15 protein-coding genes are annotated in these 17,396 nt (G+C 67.6%); 9 read left to right on the top strand and 6 right to left on the bottom strand.

The genetic code is table 11. The features are described 5' to 3' along the window. The gene (locus tag LFM09_RS30190; RefSeq protein ID WP_414099967.1) at window positions 1-762 is read left to right on the top strand and encodes an SDR family oxidoreductase; all 762 of its coding nucleotides are present in this window, start codon (window positions 1-3) and stop codon (window positions 760-762) included. 13 nt (window positions 763-775) lie between these two features. Here the strand turns inward: LFM09_RS30190 and LFM09_RS30185 are convergent, their stop codons facing one another. Genes LFM09_RS30185 through LFM09_RS30175 form a run of 3 tightly spaced genes read right to left on the bottom strand, consistent with a single transcriptional unit; the run spans window position 776 to window position 3,668 of the window. After that, window positions 776-1,582, bottom strand: a complete 807-nt coding sequence (locus LFM09_RS30185) for an ABC transporter permease (protein WP_414099966.1) — start codon at window positions 1,580-1,582, stop codon at window positions 776-778. Continuing rightward, on the bottom strand, window positions 1,579-2,583 hold the full coding sequence (locus tag LFM09_RS30180) for an ABC transporter ATP-binding protein (protein WP_414099965.1): 1,005 nt from the start codon (window positions 2,581-2,583) through the stop codon (window positions 1,579-1,581). Before LFM09_RS30180 ends, LFM09_RS30185 begins: the two co-directional genes overlap by 4 nt. Continuing rightward, window positions 2,580-3,668, bottom strand: coding sequence for a LolA family protein (locus LFM09_RS30175; RefSeq protein ID WP_414099964.1), 1,089 nt, complete (start codon window positions 3,666-3,668; stop codon window positions 2,580-2,582). Before LFM09_RS30175 ends, LFM09_RS30180 begins: the two co-directional genes overlap by 4 nt. 776 nt (window positions 3,669-4,444) lie before the next feature. Here LFM09_RS30175 and LFM09_RS30170 point away from each other — a divergent pair. From LFM09_RS30170 to LFM09_RS30155, 4 genes are all read left to right on the top strand, one after another. Continuing rightward, complete coding sequence (locus tag LFM09_RS30170) at window positions 4,445-5,188, top strand: class I SAM-dependent methyltransferase (RefSeq protein ID WP_414099963.1); 744 nt, start codon at window positions 4,445-4,447, stop codon at window positions 5,186-5,188. 659 nt (window positions 5,189-5,847) lie between these two features. After that, complete coding sequence (locus LFM09_RS30165) at window positions 5,848-6,591, top strand: response regulator transcription factor (RefSeq protein ID WP_414099962.1); 744 nt, start codon at window positions 5,848-5,850, stop codon at window positions 6,589-6,591. After that, the gene (locus tag LFM09_RS30160) at window positions 6,588-7,847 is read left to right on the top strand and encodes a sensor histidine kinase (RefSeq protein ID WP_414099961.1); all 1,260 of its coding nucleotides are present in this window, start codon (window positions 6,588-6,590) and stop codon (window positions 7,845-7,847) included. Before LFM09_RS30165 ends, LFM09_RS30160 begins: the two co-directional genes overlap by 4 nt. 9 nt (window positions 7,848-7,856) lie before the next feature. Then, complete coding sequence (locus LFM09_RS30155; RefSeq protein ID WP_414099960.1) at window positions 7,857-8,630, top strand: (deoxy)nucleoside triphosphate pyrophosphohydrolase; 774 nt, start codon at window positions 7,857-7,859, stop codon at window positions 8,628-8,630. Here the strand turns inward: LFM09_RS30155 and trpS are convergent. Beyond that, complete coding sequence (gene trpS / locus LFM09_RS30150) at window positions 8,623-9,546, bottom strand: tryptophan--tRNA ligase (protein ID WP_414099959.1); 924 nt, start codon at window positions 9,544-9,546, stop codon at window positions 8,623-8,625. The genes LFM09_RS30155 and trpS overlap by 8 nt on opposite strands. Window positions 9,547-9,715: 169 nt before the next feature. Here trpS and LFM09_RS30145 point away from each other — a divergent pair, with 169 nt between their 5' ends. Continuing rightward, entirely contained in the window at window positions 9,716-10,018 is a 303-nt protein-coding gene (locus LFM09_RS30145; protein ID WP_414099958.1) for a YciI family protein, read from the top strand. Here LFM09_RS30145 and LFM09_RS30140 read toward each other — a convergent pair. Together LFM09_RS30140 and LFM09_RS30135 are read right to left on the bottom strand one after the other, a co-directional pair. Beyond that, window positions 10,015-10,929: a S41 family peptidase gene (locus tag LFM09_RS30140; protein ID WP_414099957.1), complete on the bottom strand. Its 915-nt coding sequence runs from the start codon at window positions 10,927-10,929 to the stop codon at window positions 10,015-10,017. The genes LFM09_RS30145 and LFM09_RS30140 overlap by 4 nt on opposite strands. Continuing rightward, on the bottom strand, window positions 10,929-11,084 hold the full coding sequence (locus LFM09_RS30135) for a hypothetical protein (RefSeq protein WP_414099956.1): 156 nt from the start codon (window positions 11,082-11,084) through the stop codon (window positions 10,929-10,931). The genes LFM09_RS30140 and LFM09_RS30135 overlap by 1 nt, the downstream gene beginning before the upstream one ends. Before the next feature lie 166 nt (window positions 11,085-11,250). Between LFM09_RS30135 and typA the strand changes: the two genes are divergently transcribed. The 3 genes from typA to LFM09_RS30120 all read left to right on the top strand — a co-directional run bounded on the left by typA (window position 11,251) and on the right by LFM09_RS30120 (window position 17,329). After that, a complete protein-coding gene (gene typA, locus LFM09_RS30130; protein WP_414099955.1) occupies window positions 11,251-13,146 on the top strand; it encodes a translational GTPase TypA in 1,896 nt (631 codons plus the stop codon). Between the two features lie 452 nt (window positions 13,147-13,598). Then, window positions 13,599-15,251, top strand: a complete 1,653-nt coding sequence (locus LFM09_RS30125) for an ABC transporter family substrate-binding protein (RefSeq protein ID WP_414099954.1) — start codon at window positions 13,599-13,601, stop codon at window positions 15,249-15,251. A gap of 302 nt (window positions 15,252-15,553) precedes the next feature. Then, the gene (locus tag LFM09_RS30120) at window positions 15,554-17,329 is read left to right on the top strand and encodes an ABC transporter family substrate-binding protein (RefSeq protein WP_414099953.1); all 1,776 of its coding nucleotides are present in this window, start codon (window positions 15,554-15,556) and stop codon (window positions 17,327-17,329) included. The last annotated feature ends 67 nt before the right edge of the window (window positions 17,330-17,396 follow it).

The raw sequence follows: 17,396 nt of genomic DNA, 5'->3' as shown, positions 1-17,396 counted from the left end.
ATGGGACTTCTTGGGGGACGGGTCGCGCTGGTCACGGGTGTGAGCCGGCGGCAGGGCATCGGGTACGCGATCGCTTCGCGGCTGGCCGGGCTGGGTGCTGACCTGTTCGTTCAGCATCACGTGGCGCACGACGCTTCTCAGCCGTGGGGCGCGGATTCCGTGGACGAGGTGCTCGCGAGCATCGATGGGCGCGTGGTCGGGATGGGCGTCGACCTGGCCGATCCTGACGCGCCTGATCAACTCATGGCGGCTGCCGTTGAGGCTTATGGGCGCGTTGACGTGCTGGTGTGCAATCACGCGCGGTCTGGTGGTGACGGGCCGTTGGGCGAGCTGACCGCGGAGATGATCGACGGGCACTACGCGGTGAACACGCGGTCTTCGATCCTGTTGGCGCAAGCGTTTGTGCGTCAGTGGAGCGGCTCGACCGGCGGGCGGATCGTGTTCATGACGTCCGGGCAGGATCGCGGGGCGATGCCGAGCGAGGTCGCGTACGCGGCGTCGAAGGGTGCGTTGTCGTCGATCGTGGAGACGCTGTCGTACCAGCTGGTGGGGCGGGGGATCACCGTCAACGCGGTGAACCCCGGCCCCGTCGACACCGGCTGGGCAGGACCTGAGCTGAACGAGCTGGTGCGGCAGAAGATGCCGCTCGGCCGCTGGGGTCAGCCGGACGACCCCGCCCGGCTGATCTCCTGGCTCTGCACCGACGACGCCGCGTGGATCACCGGTGAGGTGATCAACAGCGAAGGCGGCTTCCGGCGTTGAATCATTTTGGCCGCTAGCTGTCCTTGGTGACGAGACGGATGGCCGCCAGACCCGTGCCGATCAGCAGGTAGCAGCCCGCGAGCAGCGTGCTGTCCCAGATCTGGTCGAGCGGGATCGGATCGCGCATGACGTCGATGAGGCCCGGGAACCCGGTCGTGATCAGGAACGGGTGCAGCCAGTCGAGCGACTGGAACTGCCCCAGCACCTGGAACACGATGATCGACACCATCGTCGCCGCCTGGACCACCAGCGGATGCTCGGTCGTGGCGGAGACCGCCAGCGCGACCGCGCCGATCGCCACCATCTGGAACGTCACCAGCACGACGAACAACGCGATGCGCAGCAGGCCTTCCCCGGTGCCCAGCGTGGTGCCGGAGAGGGTCATCATGCCGTTGCCGCTGCCCAGGAACGCGGTGCCGGCGATGATGCCCACGACCGCCATCAGCGTGACGGCGAAGAGCGACATCGCGGTGAGCCCGAACAGCTTCACGAACAGCAACCGCACGCGGGAGACCGGTGCGACCAGCAGCCCGCGCAACGTGCCGTGCTGCGCCTCGCCCGCGAGCCCGTCCGCCGCCCAGATCGACGCCACCAGCGGCAGCAACAGGTTGATCGACAGGAACAGCGTGAAGATCGGCACGACCAGGCCGTTGCCCTGGATGATCGCGGAGAGACCCGGCCCGCCACCGCCGTCGTCGCCGGCGGTCCAGATGCCGAAGCTGATGATGATCGGCACCAGGACCAGCCCGAACAACCCGATGAGGGTTCGCGGCCGGCGCAGCATCCACCGGACCTCGGAACCGAACTGACGCGTGATCATCGCGGTCCCCCGTCCAGCGTGTCCACAGCGGACATTCCGCGCTCGGCCTCCTCGGCCTCGGTGAGCCGCGCGAAGAGCTCCTCCAGACCGGTCTTCCACCGCGTGGCCTCGAAGACCTGGACGCCGGCCTTCACCAGCGTCTCGATCACCTGCGGCGCACTGGTTCCGGCGAGCTCGACCCGCAGCCCGTCGCCGAGCGGCCGACCCGAGATCCTGGCTTGCCGGAGTGCGCTGAGCGCCGTTTCGACGTCCGGGGTGATGACCTGGAGCGCCGAACCGCCCGCCTGCAGCAGCTCGGTCAGTTCTCCTTGCGCCACAACGGTTCCCCGGTGGAGCACCGCGACGTGCGTGCAGGTCGCCTCGACCTCGCTCAGCAGGTGGCTGGAGACGAGGACGGTGCTGCCCGACGCGTGCAGCTCCGCGATGATCTTGCGGATCTCCCTGGTGCCGGCCGGGTCGAGGCCGTTGGTCGGCTCGTCGAGGACGACGAGCTTGCGCGGCACGAGCAACGCCGCGGCCAGGCCGAGGCGTTGCTTCATGCCGAGCGAGTAGCCCCGGTACCGGCGGTGCGCGGCCTGGGCGAGCCCGACGCGTTCGAGAGCGTCCTCAACAGATTGTTTGATGTCGCGTTTGTTGAGGAGCGGCTCGAACGCGGCACAGCGGATGAGGTTCTCCCGACCACTGAGGAACGGGTGGAACCCCGGACCCTCGACCAGCGCGCCAACGTGCGGCAGCGCGTGCTCGGCACCGTCTGGCAACGGCTTGCCGAGCAGCTCGATCTCCCCCTTGGTGGGCCGGACCAACCCGAGCAGCATCCGGATCGTGGTCGTCTTGCCCGACCCGTTGGGGCCGAGCATGCCGAGCACGGCCCCCTCCGGAAGTTCGAGGTCGACCCGGTCCACGGCGACCGTGCTGCCGTACTCCTTGCGCAGACCTTTGGTCCGCGCGGCGACAGCCTGTTGCGTAGGCGCTGTCACCGGCGCGCTGGTCGAGGTGGTCACTTCACCTGTCCGATCGTGTCGAACAGAACCTGCTCCGGAACGGCACCCGCGACAACACGGCCGTCGTCCGCGATCAGGATCGTGGCGACCTTGGTGTTGAACAGCTTGCCGCTACCCCACGCGCCGCTCACCTTCTTGGTGAACCTGTCGACCAGGCCCTGTGCCTCGGCCGGCACCTGGGTCATGGCCTCCGCGGGGATCTTCGCGCCGACCACGGTGTCCCAGCCGGTGCCGAAGAACTGCGGGTCCTTGCCCTGCAGGGCTGCTTCCAGACCTGCCTCGGGCACCTTGTGACGGCCCTCGGCCTCCTTGGCCTCCGGCGTGGTGACCTCGGCGTTGGCCGGCGGCGTGAACTCGAACAGCTTCGCGTCCTGCTGGCCGACGTTGATCTCGCTGAAGCCGACCTGGCCGACGGGGTCAGCGGTGCCGTTGGTCAGGACTGCGACCCTGAGCGGCATCTTGAGCTCGGAGTCCACCGCGATCCTGACCTCGCGGATCAGGGTCTTCTCGGTGGCCTTCGGGGTCAGGACCAGCTCGTAGGCAGCGCGGTTGGCGACCCTTGCGGTCCCGTCGACCGTGATGTCGCTGAACTCCTTGGTCATGGTGACGAACTCCTTGGCCGCGGTGGCCGGGTCGATCGCCTTCTGCTCCTCGGAGTTCGGGGTCGGCTTCTGGTCCTTGCCCTCGTCCTTGCCGTTCTCGGACTTGGTGACCTCGTTGTCCTCCGAGTTCCAGGACCACGTTGTCGTGCCGTCGTTGACGATGGTTTGTTCTGACTGGCCGTTGGGCAGGGCCAGGCGGAACTTGCCGTTGCCGTCCGTCCAGATTCGTGCGCTGTGCTTGCCGTCTGCCAGTTGCGGGATCTCGGCGATTGCTGGGAGGCCCAGCTTGTTGTCGACCTCTACGGTGCCGCCGAACGCGCCTGGTTTTGCGGTTAGGACCTGCTCCACCAGGGTCTCGGCTGAGACTGCTGGGAGAGATGGTGGCTGGCCTGCGCCTGCTGGCATGGCTAGCAGGCTGAGGCCTGCTGCGCCGGTGAGCACACCGGCCGCTGCTGCGGCCAGGGTCACCTTTCGCTTGTTCATCTTTTGGGTCCCCTCCTCCAAGGGCTTGTGGTTCTAGCTTGGGGGTGGGTTGCTGAGATGGTGCTGAGACTAGTCTGACCTGGGGGTTCGCGCCGGTTTCGTGGGTGGTTGCATTGCGTTGGCGGCCGCCGGTTGCGAGTCCGTAGGTGGTGCCGTTGCGTGCGCGTGGTCGCTTTGCGATCCGCGACCGGGCGGGTGGTTGGCTTGCGGGCGGCGGCTTTGCGAGACACGACCTTGCTAGGCGCGACCGTGCGGGTGGTCGCTGTCTCGTCCAGCTGAAGTTTGCGGTGGTGCAGATCTGTGAGCTGCGGTCCGCAAGGTAGCGCGGACGGATGCGGACGGCTGTTGTCCAGGGCTAGTTTGCGGATTCCTGGCCCTGGGTCGTCGATGTTGGCCAAGGGCCAGGGCGGGAACGAACCGTCTGTCGTGGTCGGGGAGGCCAGGGAATCGGCTCGATCGCGGTGTCCCAGAACGGTGAGGACACTGGCTGTGGGCGTTCGAACTGCTCGCCTGCGAGCGCGAGGGTGTCTCCTTCGATGCCGGGGAGCGTNGTGGTCGGGGAGGCCAGGGAATCGGCTCGATCGCGGTGTCCCAGAACGGTGAGGACACTGGCTGTGGGCGTTCGAACTGCTCGCCTGCGAGCGCGAGGGTGTCTCCTTCGATGCCGGGGAGCGTGGCGTTGACCTGGGCTGATGGGAGCGCGCTGCCCAAGCGGGCGATTGGCGAGGGAGATGATCTCCTGGCGCCCTGATTGATCACTGGGCAGTATGGGAAACATGCCTGCCATTCCCGAGAGCTCCGCCGTCATCGCCGATGTGGCCGTGGAGAACGACTACGACGGCTTCGCCGAGGCGTACACGGCCGAGAACGAGACCAGCCTCCTCAACGCCTACTACGTCCGGCCCGCGATCGTGGACCTGGCCGGCGACGTGGCCGGTCGACGAATTCTCGACGCCGGCTGCGGTGCTGGTCCTGTGTCCGTGGCGCTACGTGATCGGGGAGCCGTCGTGAGCGGCTTCGACCGCAGCGCCAAGATGGTGGAGCTGGCCCGGCAGCGGCTCGGCGACGACGTGGACCTGCGGGTCGCCGACATAACGGGCCCGCTGCCGTACCCCGACGGCGCGTTCGACGACGCCGTCGCCGCTTTGGTGCTGCACTACCTGGAGGACTGGACCGCACCTCTGGCTGAGCTGCGGCGGGTGCTGAAGCCCGGTGGCCGGCTGATCGTGGTCGTCAACCACCCCATCCTCCTCAAGATGGTGCATCGCGAGACTGACTACTTCGCGACCACCAAGTGGTCCGACGAGTACAACTTCAACGGCCAGAAGGCCGTGCTCACCTACTGGCACCGGCCGCTGCACGCGATGACCGATGCCTTCACCGCAGCAGGCTTCCGCACCGCCGTCATCAGCGAGCCGCCTCCGGCGCCGGAAGCCCACGAACTCTTTCCCGACGAGATGGCGAGTTTCCCCTCCGGGGCATTCCTGAGCTTCATGTTCTTCGTCCTGGAGGCCGCCTAACTACGGCGTGGCACATGGGTGGCCGCAAGGTCGCGGCATGCTTGCCCTGACCTTTAGGCTGCGTACAGGCGCTACAGGCCGTTGGCAAACAACCAACGCGGTTGTTGAGAATGCGCCAACTTCAGGCAGAACGTGTGGCGGCCCGCAAACTAGCTCGGACGCCGTAGCAAGCACCGCAAACTTGCCCTGGACACCGCAATGTTCGGCTGGACAGGACAGTCGCTTTGCGGGCGGCGAGTTCGCCTTGCGTGCTTCCCCTGGGGGCTCTGTCCCCAGACCCCCTGCCAATCTGATCAGGGGGCCAGCGCCGCGGGCGGGTTGATGGCACGCCTGTTGCTTTGAGGGTCAGACCAGCTCAGGTGATCCCGCCACAACATCCTCTCTGTTGCTTTGGGCGGCTTGCTGTTGCGTAGGGGGTGCGGTCCGGTGGGCCCCGTCGCGAGTCGCGCCAGGAGCGAGCGGCACACGATCAGGCACGACTCGTGACGGGACCCACCGGACCACACGGAAAAGCATGCCTCGGCTTCGCCATCGGGGCGGCTCGCCTGCGGCATCGCACAAGAGCGGTGGGCCCACCGTTGCGTAAGGGCGGATGGCTCACCCGTCCCGTAAGGGCGGGACGGCTTCGCGCTGCCGGGCGTTGCTGAGAGTCGGCTGAGATGTTGCGGGCGGTGAAGCTGAGAGCGCGGCATGCTGTGCCTGTGAAGCCTCGGGTTCTGGTCGTGGACGACGAAGTCGGCGTGCGTCGGGCGTTGGAGCGTGGGCTGGCGGCTGAGGGCATGGAAGTTGTCACTGCCGCTGACGGGCCCACGGCGTTGAGGGTGGCCCTGACCGGGGCGTTTGATGTCGTGTTGTTGGACATCATGTTGCCCGGGCTGTCGGGGTACCGGGTGTTGCAGCGCATGCGGGCTGACGGGGTGCGGACGCCGGTGTTGATGGTGTCGGCGAAAGATGGAGAGATCGATCAGGCGGACGGGCTGGATCTCGGGGCCGATGGGTATCTGGTCAAGCCGTTCAGCTTTGTCGTGTTGGTTGCGCAGGTCAGGGCGTTGCTTCGGCGCGGGGGTGGGGCTCGGCGGAGGTTGACGCTCGGGGAGCTCGTGATCGATCGCGGGTTGCGCGAGGTCAGTTGGGGTGGGCAGGACGTGTCGTTGAGCCCGCGGGAGTATGCGGTGCTGGACGTGTTGGCTTCTCGGGCTGGGTCGGTGGTGACCAAGGACGAGTTGTTGCGGACTGTTTGGGGGGACGAGCAGGCCGCTACGCGGAATGCGGTTGAGGTTTACGTGGGGTACCTCAGGCGCAAGTTGGATGCTGTGGGGGCTGGGGAAGTTGTTAGGACGATTCGCGGGCACGGGTACATAGCGTCCACTCCGGACTTGGACAGTGCGTTGGGGAACAAGTGAGTCCTCGCCGCTGGTGGTTGCGGCGCACGTTGCGCTTTCGGATCACCGTGGTGGCAACCGGGGTGGCGTTGTTGTGCTTGCTGGCGTTCACGGGGTTGGCGCCTGCGTTGATCGGGCTGATTCAGATCACTGCGGTGGATCAGGAGCTGGATCGGGCGCAGCCTCGGGTGCTGGACGTGTCCGGGGTGCCGGTGGATGGTGGGCCGCCGCTTCCGTTGACCGTGCAGGACATTCGGACGTTGAAGTCCGGCGAGCCGGTGTTGCGGTTGGAGGGGGCCTCGGCGCAGCGGTGGCGGGGGCGGGTGGTTTTCGCCGCGGACGGGACGCCTCGACTTGAGGTGTACGGAAGTACGTTGCTGGGGTACGAGAAGGCCAACACGTTGGGGACGCGGTGGTTGGCTGTTGCTGCTGTGTTGGTGGCCGGGTTGGTGGGGATTGCCACCTGGTTGGCGGTTCGGTCGTCGTTGTTGCCGGTTGAGCGGATGCGGGTTGCGGCTGGGGCGTTGCCGCACGGGGAGCGGTTGCCGGTGCCGCCTTCGCGGGATGAGTTGCAGGCGTTGGCGGAGGCGTTGAACGCGTTGCTGGCTCGCAGGGATGAGGCCAGTGATCGGCTCAGGCGGTTCACCGGGGATGCTGCGCACGAGTTGAGGTCGCCGGTGGCGTCCGTGCGGGCGCAGGCCGAGGTTGCTGTGGCGCATCCGGATCCGGACTTCTCGATCGAGGTGCTGGAGTCCGTTGTCGAGGAGTCGATTCGGCTCAGCGCGCTGGTGGAGGCGTTGTTGATCCTGGCTCGGGCGGACACGGGGGCGCCGCCTCGGGCTGAGGCGGTGGATTTGGTGTTGGAGGCCGAGGCCGCGATCGGGCGGCTCGACACGGAGTTGTTGGTGCGGTTGAACGCTCCGCCGTCGGCCTGTCTCGTCAGTGCTGCGCGGTCTGAGGTTGAGCTGGTGCTGGACAACCTGTTGCGGAACGCGGCTCGGCACGCTTATTCGACGATCACGATGACGTTGGTGCCGGTTGGGCGGGACGTTCGGTTGCTCGTGGACGATGACGGGCACGGGATTCCCGTTGAGCATCGGGCGAAGGTGTTCGAGCGGTTTTATCGGGTGGAAGAGGATCGCGGGCGCTCGTCTGGTGGGTTCGGGCTCGGACTGGCGTTGGTGTCGCATCTCGTGTTGCGGCGTGGGGGGTCCGTTCGGGCGGCGGAGTCACCTGCTGGTGGTGCGCGTTTGGAGATCCGCTGGCCGTCCTGGTAGCAAGGCGCGGTGCCAGAGTTGCGAGCGTCGGCGCTGGTCGACGCGCCTGTTGCCGCTGTTGCGGGTGCCTTGTTGGAGACCTCGCTGATCACCGGGTTCGGGGTGAAGGTGCCTGGGGCGCTGTTGTGCCTCGGGGATGTGCTCACCGGGCCGTTCGGGGTGAAGCTGACGGTCACCCGTGCGGATCTGTCCGGGGTGTCGGCTGCTGGGGAGTTCTTGGAGCTGCACACGGATCTTGTGGTGACCGGGGCCGGGACGATGGTGGTCGACCGCGTCTCCTGGGCGACCGTGGGTGGTGTGGTCGGGCGGTTCGCCGATGTCACGGTCGGGCGTGGGATGGCGTTGCGGGTGCTGGAGAAGCGCTCGGCGTTGCTGGCGGAGCGGTGCCGGGAGCTGAGCGAGGCTCGGGTTGTCGTGGGTGCGGCGATCGTCCGGGGTGGACGGTTGCTGGCGCAGCAGCGGGCCTATCCGGAAAGTCATGCGGGGCAGTGGGAACTGCCCGGTGGGCGGGTCGAGCCGGAGGAGAAGCCCGAAGAGGCGTTGGTTCGCGAGTGCGTCGAGGAGCTCGGGGTACCGGTCGAGGTCGGCGCGCAGGTCGGGCCGGACGTGCCGTTGAAGAAGGACATGGTGTTGCGGATCTTTGCGGCGGAGCTCGTCGGCGGTGAGCCGGAAGCGTTGGAGCACAACGCTGTTCGGTGGCTCACCGCCGACGAGCTGCCGTCGACGGACTGGCTGCCCGCGGACCGGGTGCTGGTGCCGGCCCTTCAGCAGCTCCTCATTTGAGTCCGGAGAGGCGCAGGGCCGCGTCCAGGCGGTGCTGGGCGCGTTCGCGGGCCCTGGCCGCGCCCGCTGCGCGGATGCGGTCGAGTTCCGCCGGGTCGGCCAGCAGGGCCAGCGTGCGGTCGCGGACCGGGCGGAGCTCCTCGATCACCGCTTCGGCCACGACGTTCTTGAGGTCGGCGAACCTGCTCGTGTAGTCCTCGGGCTCCTTGCCGGTGCAGGAGGTGAGGATCTCGGTCAGGTTCGTGATGCCCTCCGTCGTCGTGACGGCACGGCGGATCTTGCGCTGCACCAGGTCCGGCTCGTCGAGCACGAACACGACGCCCGCGGAGCTCTGCGCGGACTTGTCCATCTTGCGCGTCGGGTCCGACAGGTCCTTGATGCGCGCGCCCACCTTCGGCAGCACCGCGGTCGGCACGAGGAACGCCTCGCCGTACGCGTTGTTGAAGCGCTTGGCGAGGGCGCGGGCCAGTTCGACGTGCTGGAGCTGGTCCTCGCCGACCGGGACCTCGGCGGTGCCCTGCAGCAGGATGTCCGCGGCCATCAGCACCGGGTAGGTGAGCAGGCTGAGGCGCACGGACTCGCGGCCGAGCGACTTCTCCTTGAACTGGATCATGCGCGCGGCCTCGCCATAGGTGCAGGTGCACTCCAGGACCCAGTTGAGGGCTCCCAGCTCTTTGATCAGATCGCTCTGCACACAGGTGCTCTCGGGTTCGATGCCGCAGGCGATGAGCACGGCGAACTGCTCCCTGGTCAGGGATCGCAGGCGTTGCGGGTTGTGCGACGACGTCATCGCGTGCAGGTCGCTGATGAAGTACACGTCGTCCTTCGTGCCCTCACGAGCCCACGTCCGCAGGGCGCCCAGGTAGTTGCCCAGGTGGACCTGGCCGGAGGGGGTGATCGCCGAAAGCCGGATCATGATGTTGGTCCTTCCGTGAAGGACCGCCCGGACGCAACGCACAAAAAAGCCGCCCGTCTCGGGCGGCCTGTGTCTGGGTTAGCGCACAGCTACTCCGGCCGCCTGAAAGCGGCCTGCCATGAGGTGTTCAGAGTGCGCACGATCACGAGTATAGGGCTACCGTTGAAGGATGTTCATCGTGCTGCTGAAGTACGTCGCGCCGCTGGAACAGATCGACTACGCCCTCCCCGACCATCGGGCCTGGGTCGAGAAGCAGTACGAGCGGGGCCTGTTCCTCGCCTCGGGGCGTCAGGTGCCGAGGGTCGGCGGCGTGATCATCACGCGGCCCATGCCCCGCGGCAAGCTCGACGCGCTGCTCGCCACGGACCCGTGGGCTGAGCAGAAGCTGGTGAAGTACGAGATCTGCGAGTTCGAGGCGACGCGGACGGCGCCCGAGCTCATGAAGCTGAACGAGGCCGTGCTGCAGCACTAGGTCTGTTCGGCCAGCCACTCGATCGCCGCGTCGAGCGCTCCTTTGCTGTCCACGAGCGTGTGCGGGGCGATCGGGGTGTTGCCGTACGTCCTGCCGGTGCGGTCGGCCATGTGCGCCGTGGTGATCGCGAGCCGCGCGCCGTCGGACAGTTCGAAACTCTCGTTGGCCGTCGCGAAGCCCGCGGTCGGCTCGCCGAAGCTGCGCGCGTTCGCCGCGCCGATGAACGAGATCAGCACCGCCTCGCCTGAGCTCGCGGTCTGGCCGCCGATCAGCACCGCCACCGGCCCGTTGACCGCAGCAGGCATCGTCACCTGCGGAAACGAGACCTCGTCGCCGTTGAAGACGTGGCCGTCCCGCACGCCCCAGTCCCTGGTGGTGCCGTTCGGGCTGACGAACGCCCCGGCCCTGCCCTCGCCCAGCAGCGGCGCGACCACCGTGAGCATCGGGTGCATGTCGCCACCGCCGTTGCCGCGCAGGTCGACGACCCAGCCCCGCGGGCGGGCGGCGACGAGATCACCCAGCAGGCGCCGGCCGGACTCGACGTACGCCTCGCCGTTGTCCGAAGAGGTCTCCGGGAGTCGCAGGTACGCGGTCGTGCCGATCATCCGGCCGCTCGGCGCGGTGGGGGTCGAGGACGGCGCGCCGCCGTTGGCCGAGGCGAGCAGGAGGGTGTGCGGGTTGCCGAGCGCGGAGATCACCCGGTTGATGGCGCGATAGGTGTCGGCGGGCCGTTGTGCGTGCGCGATGTCACGGTGAGCTTCGGCACGCAGTCGACGCCAGTCGGCTTTCGAGCTCTCCACGGAGTGCTGTTGCAGCAGGTCGAGTGCGGTGTCGAGGTACGCGCGAGGTGCGGAGACGGGTTCACCGGCGGTGGCGGCCAGCAGCAGCAGGGCCACGAGCGCCAGCCGCATCAAGCGGCCTTCTTCAGAGCTTTCTTGGCCGCCTTCGCCGCCTTCTTCGCTGCCTCCTTGCGGGCCTTGTCCCGCTCCTTGAGCAGGAAGGGCACCGGGCAGCGCTTGCATTGCGGCTTCGACCGGCAGCACTTCTTCTTGAGCTTTTTACCCACTGGTTGCACTCCACTCCGACACGTGTCGCTAGAGTAGGTGAGGCTCACTTCACTAGGCACTCTTGTGTGGTAATGCCGACGCGGCCGCTACTCTGGTGTACGGCTGTGCGCATTGACGTGTCCGGCGCGAGCCCCTCCAACGCCTTCGAAGCTCTAGGAGTTCTGCGTGCCCACGGCCACCGCGCCTGCCCTTCAGACGCGCACTGACCTGCGCAATGTCGCGATCGTCGCGCACGTCGACCACGGCAAGACCACGCTGGTCGACGCCATGCTGCGCCAGTCCGGCGCCTTCTCCGCGCGTGCCGAGCTGGTCGACCGGGTCATGGACTCCGGCGAGCTCGAGCGTGAGAAGGGCATCACCATTCTCGCGAAGAACACGGCTGTGAGGCGGCACACGCCTGACGGTGACGTGATCATCAACGTCGTCGACACCCCCGGCCACGCCGACTTCGGCGGTGAGGTCGAGCGCGCGCTGTCGATGGTGGACGGTGTCGTCCTGCTCGTCGACGCCTCCGAGGGTCCGCTGCCGCAGACCCGGTTCGTCCTGCGCAAGACGCTGGCGGCCGGCCTGCCGGTGATCCTGCTGGTCAACAAGGTCGACCGTCCCGACGCCCGGATCTCCGAGGTCGTCGACGAGGCCCACGACCTGCTGCTGGACCTGGCGACCGAGGTCGGCGCGGACGAGTCCGTGCTGGACCTGCCGGTCGTCTACGCCTCCGCGCGCGCCGGTCGTGCCTCGCTGACCCAGCCCGAGGACGGCGGCCTGCCGGACGAGGAGAACCTGGACACGCTGTTCCAGGTGCTGATGGACCACATCCCCGCGCCGACCGTCGACGTCGACGGCCCGCTGCAGGCGCTGGTCACGAACCTCGACGCCTCGACGTTCCTCGGCCGCATCGCGCTGTGCCGCATCCACCAGGGCACGCTGCGCAAGGGCGAGACCGTCGCCTGGTGCCGCGAGGACGGCGAGCCGGTCAAGGTCCGCATCACCGAGCTCCTGATCACCGAGGCGCTGGACCGCGTTCCCGCCGAGTTCGCCCGCGCGGGTGACCTGGTCGCCATCGCCGGTATCGCGGACATCACCATCGGCGACACGCTGGCCGACGCCGAGACCCCCGAGGCGCTGCCCCGGATCACGGTCGACCAGCCGGCCATCTCGATGACCGTCGGTGTGAACACCTCGCCGCTCGCCGGTCGCAACGGCGGCACGAAGCTCACCGCCCGCGTGCTGAAGGCGCGCCTCGACGCCGAGCTCGTCGGCAACGTCTCCGTCCGCGTGCTCCCGACCGAGCGCCCGGACACCTGGGAGGTGCAGGGCCGCGGCGAGCTGGCGCTGGCCATCCTGGTCGAGCAGATGCGCCGCGAGGGCTTCGAGCTGACCGTCGGCAAGCCGCAGGTGGTCACGCGCACGGTCGACGGCAAGATCCACGAGCCGTTCGAGCGCCTGTCCGTCGACTGCCCCGAGGAGCACCTCGGCGCCGTCACGCAGCTGCTGGCCAACCGCAAGGGCCGCATGGAGAACATGTCGGGCCACGGCACCGGCCGCATCAAGCTCGACTACGTGGTCCCTTCGCGCGGCCTGATCGGTTTCCGGACCGAGTTCCTGACCGAGACCCGCGGTACCGGCATCGCGAACGCCGTCTCCGAGGGCTACGGCCCGTGGGCGGGCGAGATCCGCACCCGCCACAACGGCTCCCTGGTCGCCGACCGCTCCGGCTCGATCACCGCGTACGCGATGATCCAGCTGGCCGACCGCGGCACGTTCTTCGTGGAGCCGGGCGCCGACGCCTACGAGGGCATGGTCGTGGGCGAGAACCCGCGCGCCGAGGACCTCGACGTCAACGTCACCCGCGAGAAGAAGCTCACGAACATGCGCTCCTCCACGGCGGACGTCATGGAAACCCTGGCCCGCCCGCGCAAGCTGTCGCTGGAGGAGGCCCTGGAGTTCTGCGCCTTCGACGAGTGCGTCGAGGTCGCCCCGGAGGTCGTCCGCGTCCGCAAGGTGACCCTGGACGCGAACCTGCGCGGCCGCGAGCGCTCGCGCTTGAAGCAGCGGGGCTGAGAGCCACGCTGCGGTAACGCCTGACAAGGGCGGCTAGGCCTTGATGGTCTGGCCGCCTTTGTCGTGTCCGGGGTCCGCTCAGGCCGCGCAACGGGGGCAGTGGGGGTGCTGGCGGCGTTGGGGAACGCGGGGAAGGGCGGTCATGAGGCCGTGCGAGCGGGCTGGCGGACCCAGGCAATGGGCGGTGGGGTCCATGGCGGCGGGCTGACGGTCACGGACGCGAGGTGACGGAACGCACGTCAGGTGACCACCCCGCCGGAACCGGTGCCCACCGACGCAACCGAACCACCAAACGAAAACCCAACCGACCCGAACCACCCACCCCGCCAAGCCGTACTACCAACCGAAGCGAGCAACCGTCACCAACCCCCAAACGTCCCCAACACGGCGAGGGTGACGAAAGACCTGGGTTGCCCGCACGCCACCACCACCCTTCTGGCAATGTGAGGACCATGAGGCGACTCGGGGGAGTGCTGGCTGCCGCGATCCTGTGCGGGGCCGCAGCGTGCACGAACGCGCCACCTCCACCGCTGGTCCCCAAGTCCGAGGCCCCGGTCATCACCACGACGGGCCCGAAGGTCACCGAGATCGTGGTGGGCGTGGACGACGTGGCGGGCGGCTACAACCCGCACTCGCTGGCAGCCCAAAGCCCGATCACCACGGCCCTGGGCTCACTCCTGCTCCCCAGCCCCTTCCGCAACGGCCCGGACGGCGCACCGCAGCTCGACCGGAATCTCATGGTCAGCGCGAAGGTCACCAAGGCCGAGCCGTTCACCGTCACGTACACGATCCGCAAGGACGCGAGCTGGTCGGACAGCGCCCCCATCGCCGCCGAGGACTTCTACTACCTCTGGCAGCGCATGCGGTCGGAGCCCGGAGTGGTGGACCCGGCGGGATACCGGCTCATCAACAACATCAGTGCCCGAGAAGGCGGCAAGACCGTCGAGGTCGCGTTCGGCAAGCCGTTCCCGGGCTGGCGCAGCCTGTTCGCGAACCTGCTGCCGGCGCACCTGCTCAAGGACGCCCCCGGCACCTGGTCGAACGTGCTCGCCACGGGCTTCCCCGCCACCGCCGCACCGTTCGCGGTCAAGAGCCTCGACGAGCCGCGTGGTGAGGTGATCCTGGAGCGCAGCGACCGGTACTGGGAGGTGCCGACCACGCTGGACCGGGTCGTGCTGCGCAGGGCCTCGCACAGCGACATGGCCAAGTCACTGTCCAAAGGGGACAACCAGGCGGTGCTCCTCAAGGCCGACGCCTCGGACGTCAACACCATGAAGGCCATAAAGGACCTCACGACGAAACCCGTGCCGCGCAACGAGGTCGTGCAGGTTCTGCTCCGGCCGGCCAGTGATCGGCTCAAGGACGTCACCACCCGCAAGGCGATCGTCGCGGCTCTCGACCGGGACGCGCTCATCGCGTCCGGCACCCAGAGCGGGCCGTCGCTCAAAGCCGACTCGTACGTCGTGCCGCCCAGTCGCACCGGGTACCAGCCGGTCATCACCGGCAACACGCTGAACGCCGCGCTGAGCGACCAGCTGCTCACCGAGGCGGGGTACGTGCGGACTGAGACCGGGTGGTCGAAGGACGGTCAGCCGTTCAAGCTGACGATCGCCGCTCCGGAGAAGCACGAGCCGTACGTCGGGCTCGCGAACCGGATCAAGGTCCAGCTCAACGAGCGCGGCATCCAGGCCGAGGTCGTCACGCCGGACGCGGACGAGCTCTTCGGCAAGCAGCTCATCGAGAAGGCCATCGACATCGCGGTGGTGCCGCGGGTGGACGCCGGGGACTCCGCGGCGGGCCTCGCGAGCGCGTTCGGGTGTGCCGGGGAGGCTCCGGACGGTGGAACGCCCAGCCCGGCGAATCCGGCCGGGTTCTGCGACCAGACCATGCAGGCGGAGATCGACTCGGCGCTCAGCGGCAAGGCGCTTCTGAGCGACGTGCTGGCGCGGATCGAGCCCCGGATTCAGGCTCAGGCCGTTGCGGTTCCGCTGTTCCAGGTGGTCGACCTTTTGGGTGTTCTTCCCAACGTTTCGGGGGTTGACACCGGGGCACCCCTTGCCGGTGTTCTCAGCGGCGCGCCTGAATGGCGACGACTCGACAAGTAGCCAAGGCGTGAGATTCCCGTTGCGAACGGACTTCACGCGTTGCTACTTTCGGCCGACGTCGTTGACAGAATTCCTCCTGCCCGGTCAACGAACGCCTGCGCCCGGTAATCGGGCCACTGCGGCGTGCAACAACTCGTTTCCATTGGGTCACGATCACCCGGTCAGGTAGTGACCGTCACCTCAACGGGTTCATAACGTGCTGCCACGATGTGCCGGTTCGGGGCGCGTATGGCACATCTCAGTTATGGGCGTGCATGCCGAACAGAGGCCTCGGCCGCCCAGTGCTAGGAGGGCACGTGTCGATGAGGAGAAAAGCACTACCGGCGATCGCGCTGATTTCAAGCGCGGCTCTCGTCCTGGGTGCATGCGGTGGTGGCGGCGGTAGCAACGACGCCGATGGCGGCGATGCCAGCATCGCGGAGATGGCCACCGCTCGCGGCGAGTCCGCGGACGGCTACACCGCACCGGAGACGAAGCAGAGCGGTCAGGTCGTCGTCTCGACGGACAAGCCGGTCACCTCGTACAACAACGCGACTGAAGATGCGAACCAGTCGTACAACACGTTCGCGCTGGTGCTGGTGCAGCCGGGTGCGCACATCATCAACGGCAACAACAAGGTCATCCTGAACAAGGATGTCATGGAGTCGGTCGAGGTCACCTCGAAGTCTCCGCAGGTCGTGACCTGGAAGCTCAAGAAGGGCGTCCAGTGGTCCGACGGCGAAGCCTGGGACTGCGACGACTTCTACATGGCGTGGTTCACCCAGTCGAACCAGGCCAAGAAGGCCGACGGCTCGAAGTACTTCAAGCCGGCCGGCACCACCGGTACCGACCTGATGACCGGTGAGTGCAAGGACGACCAGACGTTCGTCGGCACCTTCTCGGCGCCGTACCCGGACTACGAGAGCCTCTTCAACACGGACGTTCTCCCGGCGCACATCCTCGAGAAGCAGGCCGGCATCGCCGACATCACCAAGCTCACGAAGGACAGCGCGCCCGCCGACATCGAGAAGGCGGCCGCGTTCTGGAATGAGAAGTGGAACGGCTTCACGGCGGACCTCATGCCGTCCGCGGGCCCGTACACCTGGACCGCGTTCGAGCCGAACCAGTCGGTGACGCTGAAGCGCAACCCCAAGTGGGTCGGCAAGCCGGGTGGCCCGGAGTCGATCGTCCTGAAGGCGATCCCGGACCCCGTCGCGCAGGCGCAGGCGCTGGAGAACGGTGAGGTCGCCGTCAACTCCTTCGCGCAGCCGGACGCGAACGCGTCCACCAAGCTGAAGGGCCTCAGCGCCCAGGGTGTCACGTTCGGCTCGGGCCCCGGCCTGTCGTTCGAGCACCTCGACATCCAGATGAAGCACCCGGTGCTGTCGAAGGAAGAGGTCCGCAAGGCCTTCTTCATGTGCGTCAAGCGCCAGGACATCATCGACAAGCTGATCAGCGAAGTTCAGGCCGACGCCAAGCCGCTCGGCAGCCTCGTGTTCTTCCCGAAGGACGAGGGCTACAAGGACGTCTACGCCGACAAGGCCAAGGGTGACCCGGCCGAGGCGAAGAAGATCCTGAGCGACGCGGGCTGGACGCAGGGTGCCGACGGCGTGTTCGCGAAGGACGGCGTCCGCGCCTCCTTCCGGATCAGCCACACCGACATCCCGCGCCGCAAGCAGACCGTCGAGCTGATCCAGGGTCAGTGCAAGGAAGCCGGTATCGAGGTCAAGGACGACACCGACCCGAACTTCCTCGACGAGCGCGTCTCCGCCGGTGACTACGACGTCGCCCTGTTCGCGTGGTCTTCCGCGCCGTTCAAGAGCGGCAAGAAGTCGATCTACGAGACCGGTGGTGGCCAGAACTGGCAGAACCTGTCCGTGCCGAAGGCCGACGAGGCTCTGAAGCAGGCTGTTTCGCAGACGTCGATCTCGGACTCCCTGAAGTACTTCCAGGAGGCCGACGAGGCGCTGGCCGGTGCCTACGCGTCGTTCCCGCTGTTCCAGATGCCGAACATGTGGGCCTTCAAGGGGCTCGACCGCGTTTACTTCCAGAGCTACTACGGCGCGCTTTGGAACGCCAACGAGTGGCAGACCAAGTGACCGCACTACTCTAGAAGTGCGCTATGCCTGACCGGGCGGGGCCGGACGACAAGTCCGGCCCCGCCCG

Source organism: Lentzea alba, assembly GCF_047445655.1.
Taxonomy (GTDB): domain Bacteria; phylum Actinomycetota; class Actinomycetes; order Mycobacteriales; family Pseudonocardiaceae; genus Lentzea; species Lentzea alba_A.
This window is presented reverse-complemented; position numbering and strand designations above follow the sequence as displayed.

What these genes read in the sequence shown, in the direction of transcription:
- trpS (WP_414099959.1), bottom strand. Translation starts at nt 9,546, where the DNA reads ATGATCCGGCTTTCGGCGATCACCCCCTCCGGCCAGGTCCACCTGGGC.
- LFM09_RS30185 (WP_414099966.1), bottom strand. Translation starts at nt 1,582, where the DNA reads ATGATCACGCGTCAGTTCGGTTCCGAGGTCCGGTGGATGCTGCGCCGG.
- LFM09_RS30165 (WP_414099962.1), top strand. Translation starts at nt 5,848, where the DNA reads ATGTTGCGGGCGGTGAAGCTGAGAGCGCGGCATGCTGTGCCTGTGAAG.
- LFM09_RS30120 (WP_414099953.1), top strand. Translation starts at nt 15,554, where the DNA reads ATGAGGAGAAAAGCACTACCGGCGATCGCGCTGATTTCAAGCGCGGCT.
- LFM09_RS30170 (WP_414099963.1), top strand. Translation starts at nt 4,445, where the DNA reads ATGCCTGCCATTCCCGAGAGCTCCGCCGTCATCGCCGATGTGGCCGTG.
- LFM09_RS30175 (WP_414099964.1), bottom strand. Translation starts at nt 3,668, where the DNA reads ATGAACAAGCGAAAGGTGACCCTGGCCGCAGCAGCGGCCGGTGTGCTC.
- LFM09_RS30190 (WP_414099967.1), top strand. Translation starts at nt 1, where the DNA reads ATGGGACTTCTTGGGGGACGGGTCGCGCTGGTCACGGGTGTGAGCCGG.
- LFM09_RS30145 (WP_414099958.1), top strand. Translation starts at nt 9,716, where the DNA reads ATGTTCATCGTGCTGCTGAAGTACGTCGCGCCGCTGGAACAGATCGAC.
- LFM09_RS30140 (WP_414099957.1), bottom strand. Translation starts at nt 10,929, where the DNA reads ATGCGGCTGGCGCTCGTGGCCCTGCTGCTGCTGGCCGCCACCGCCGGT.
- LFM09_RS30125 (WP_414099954.1), top strand. Translation starts at nt 13,599, where the DNA reads ATGAGGCGACTCGGGGGAGTGCTGGCTGCCGCGATCCTGTGCGGGGCC.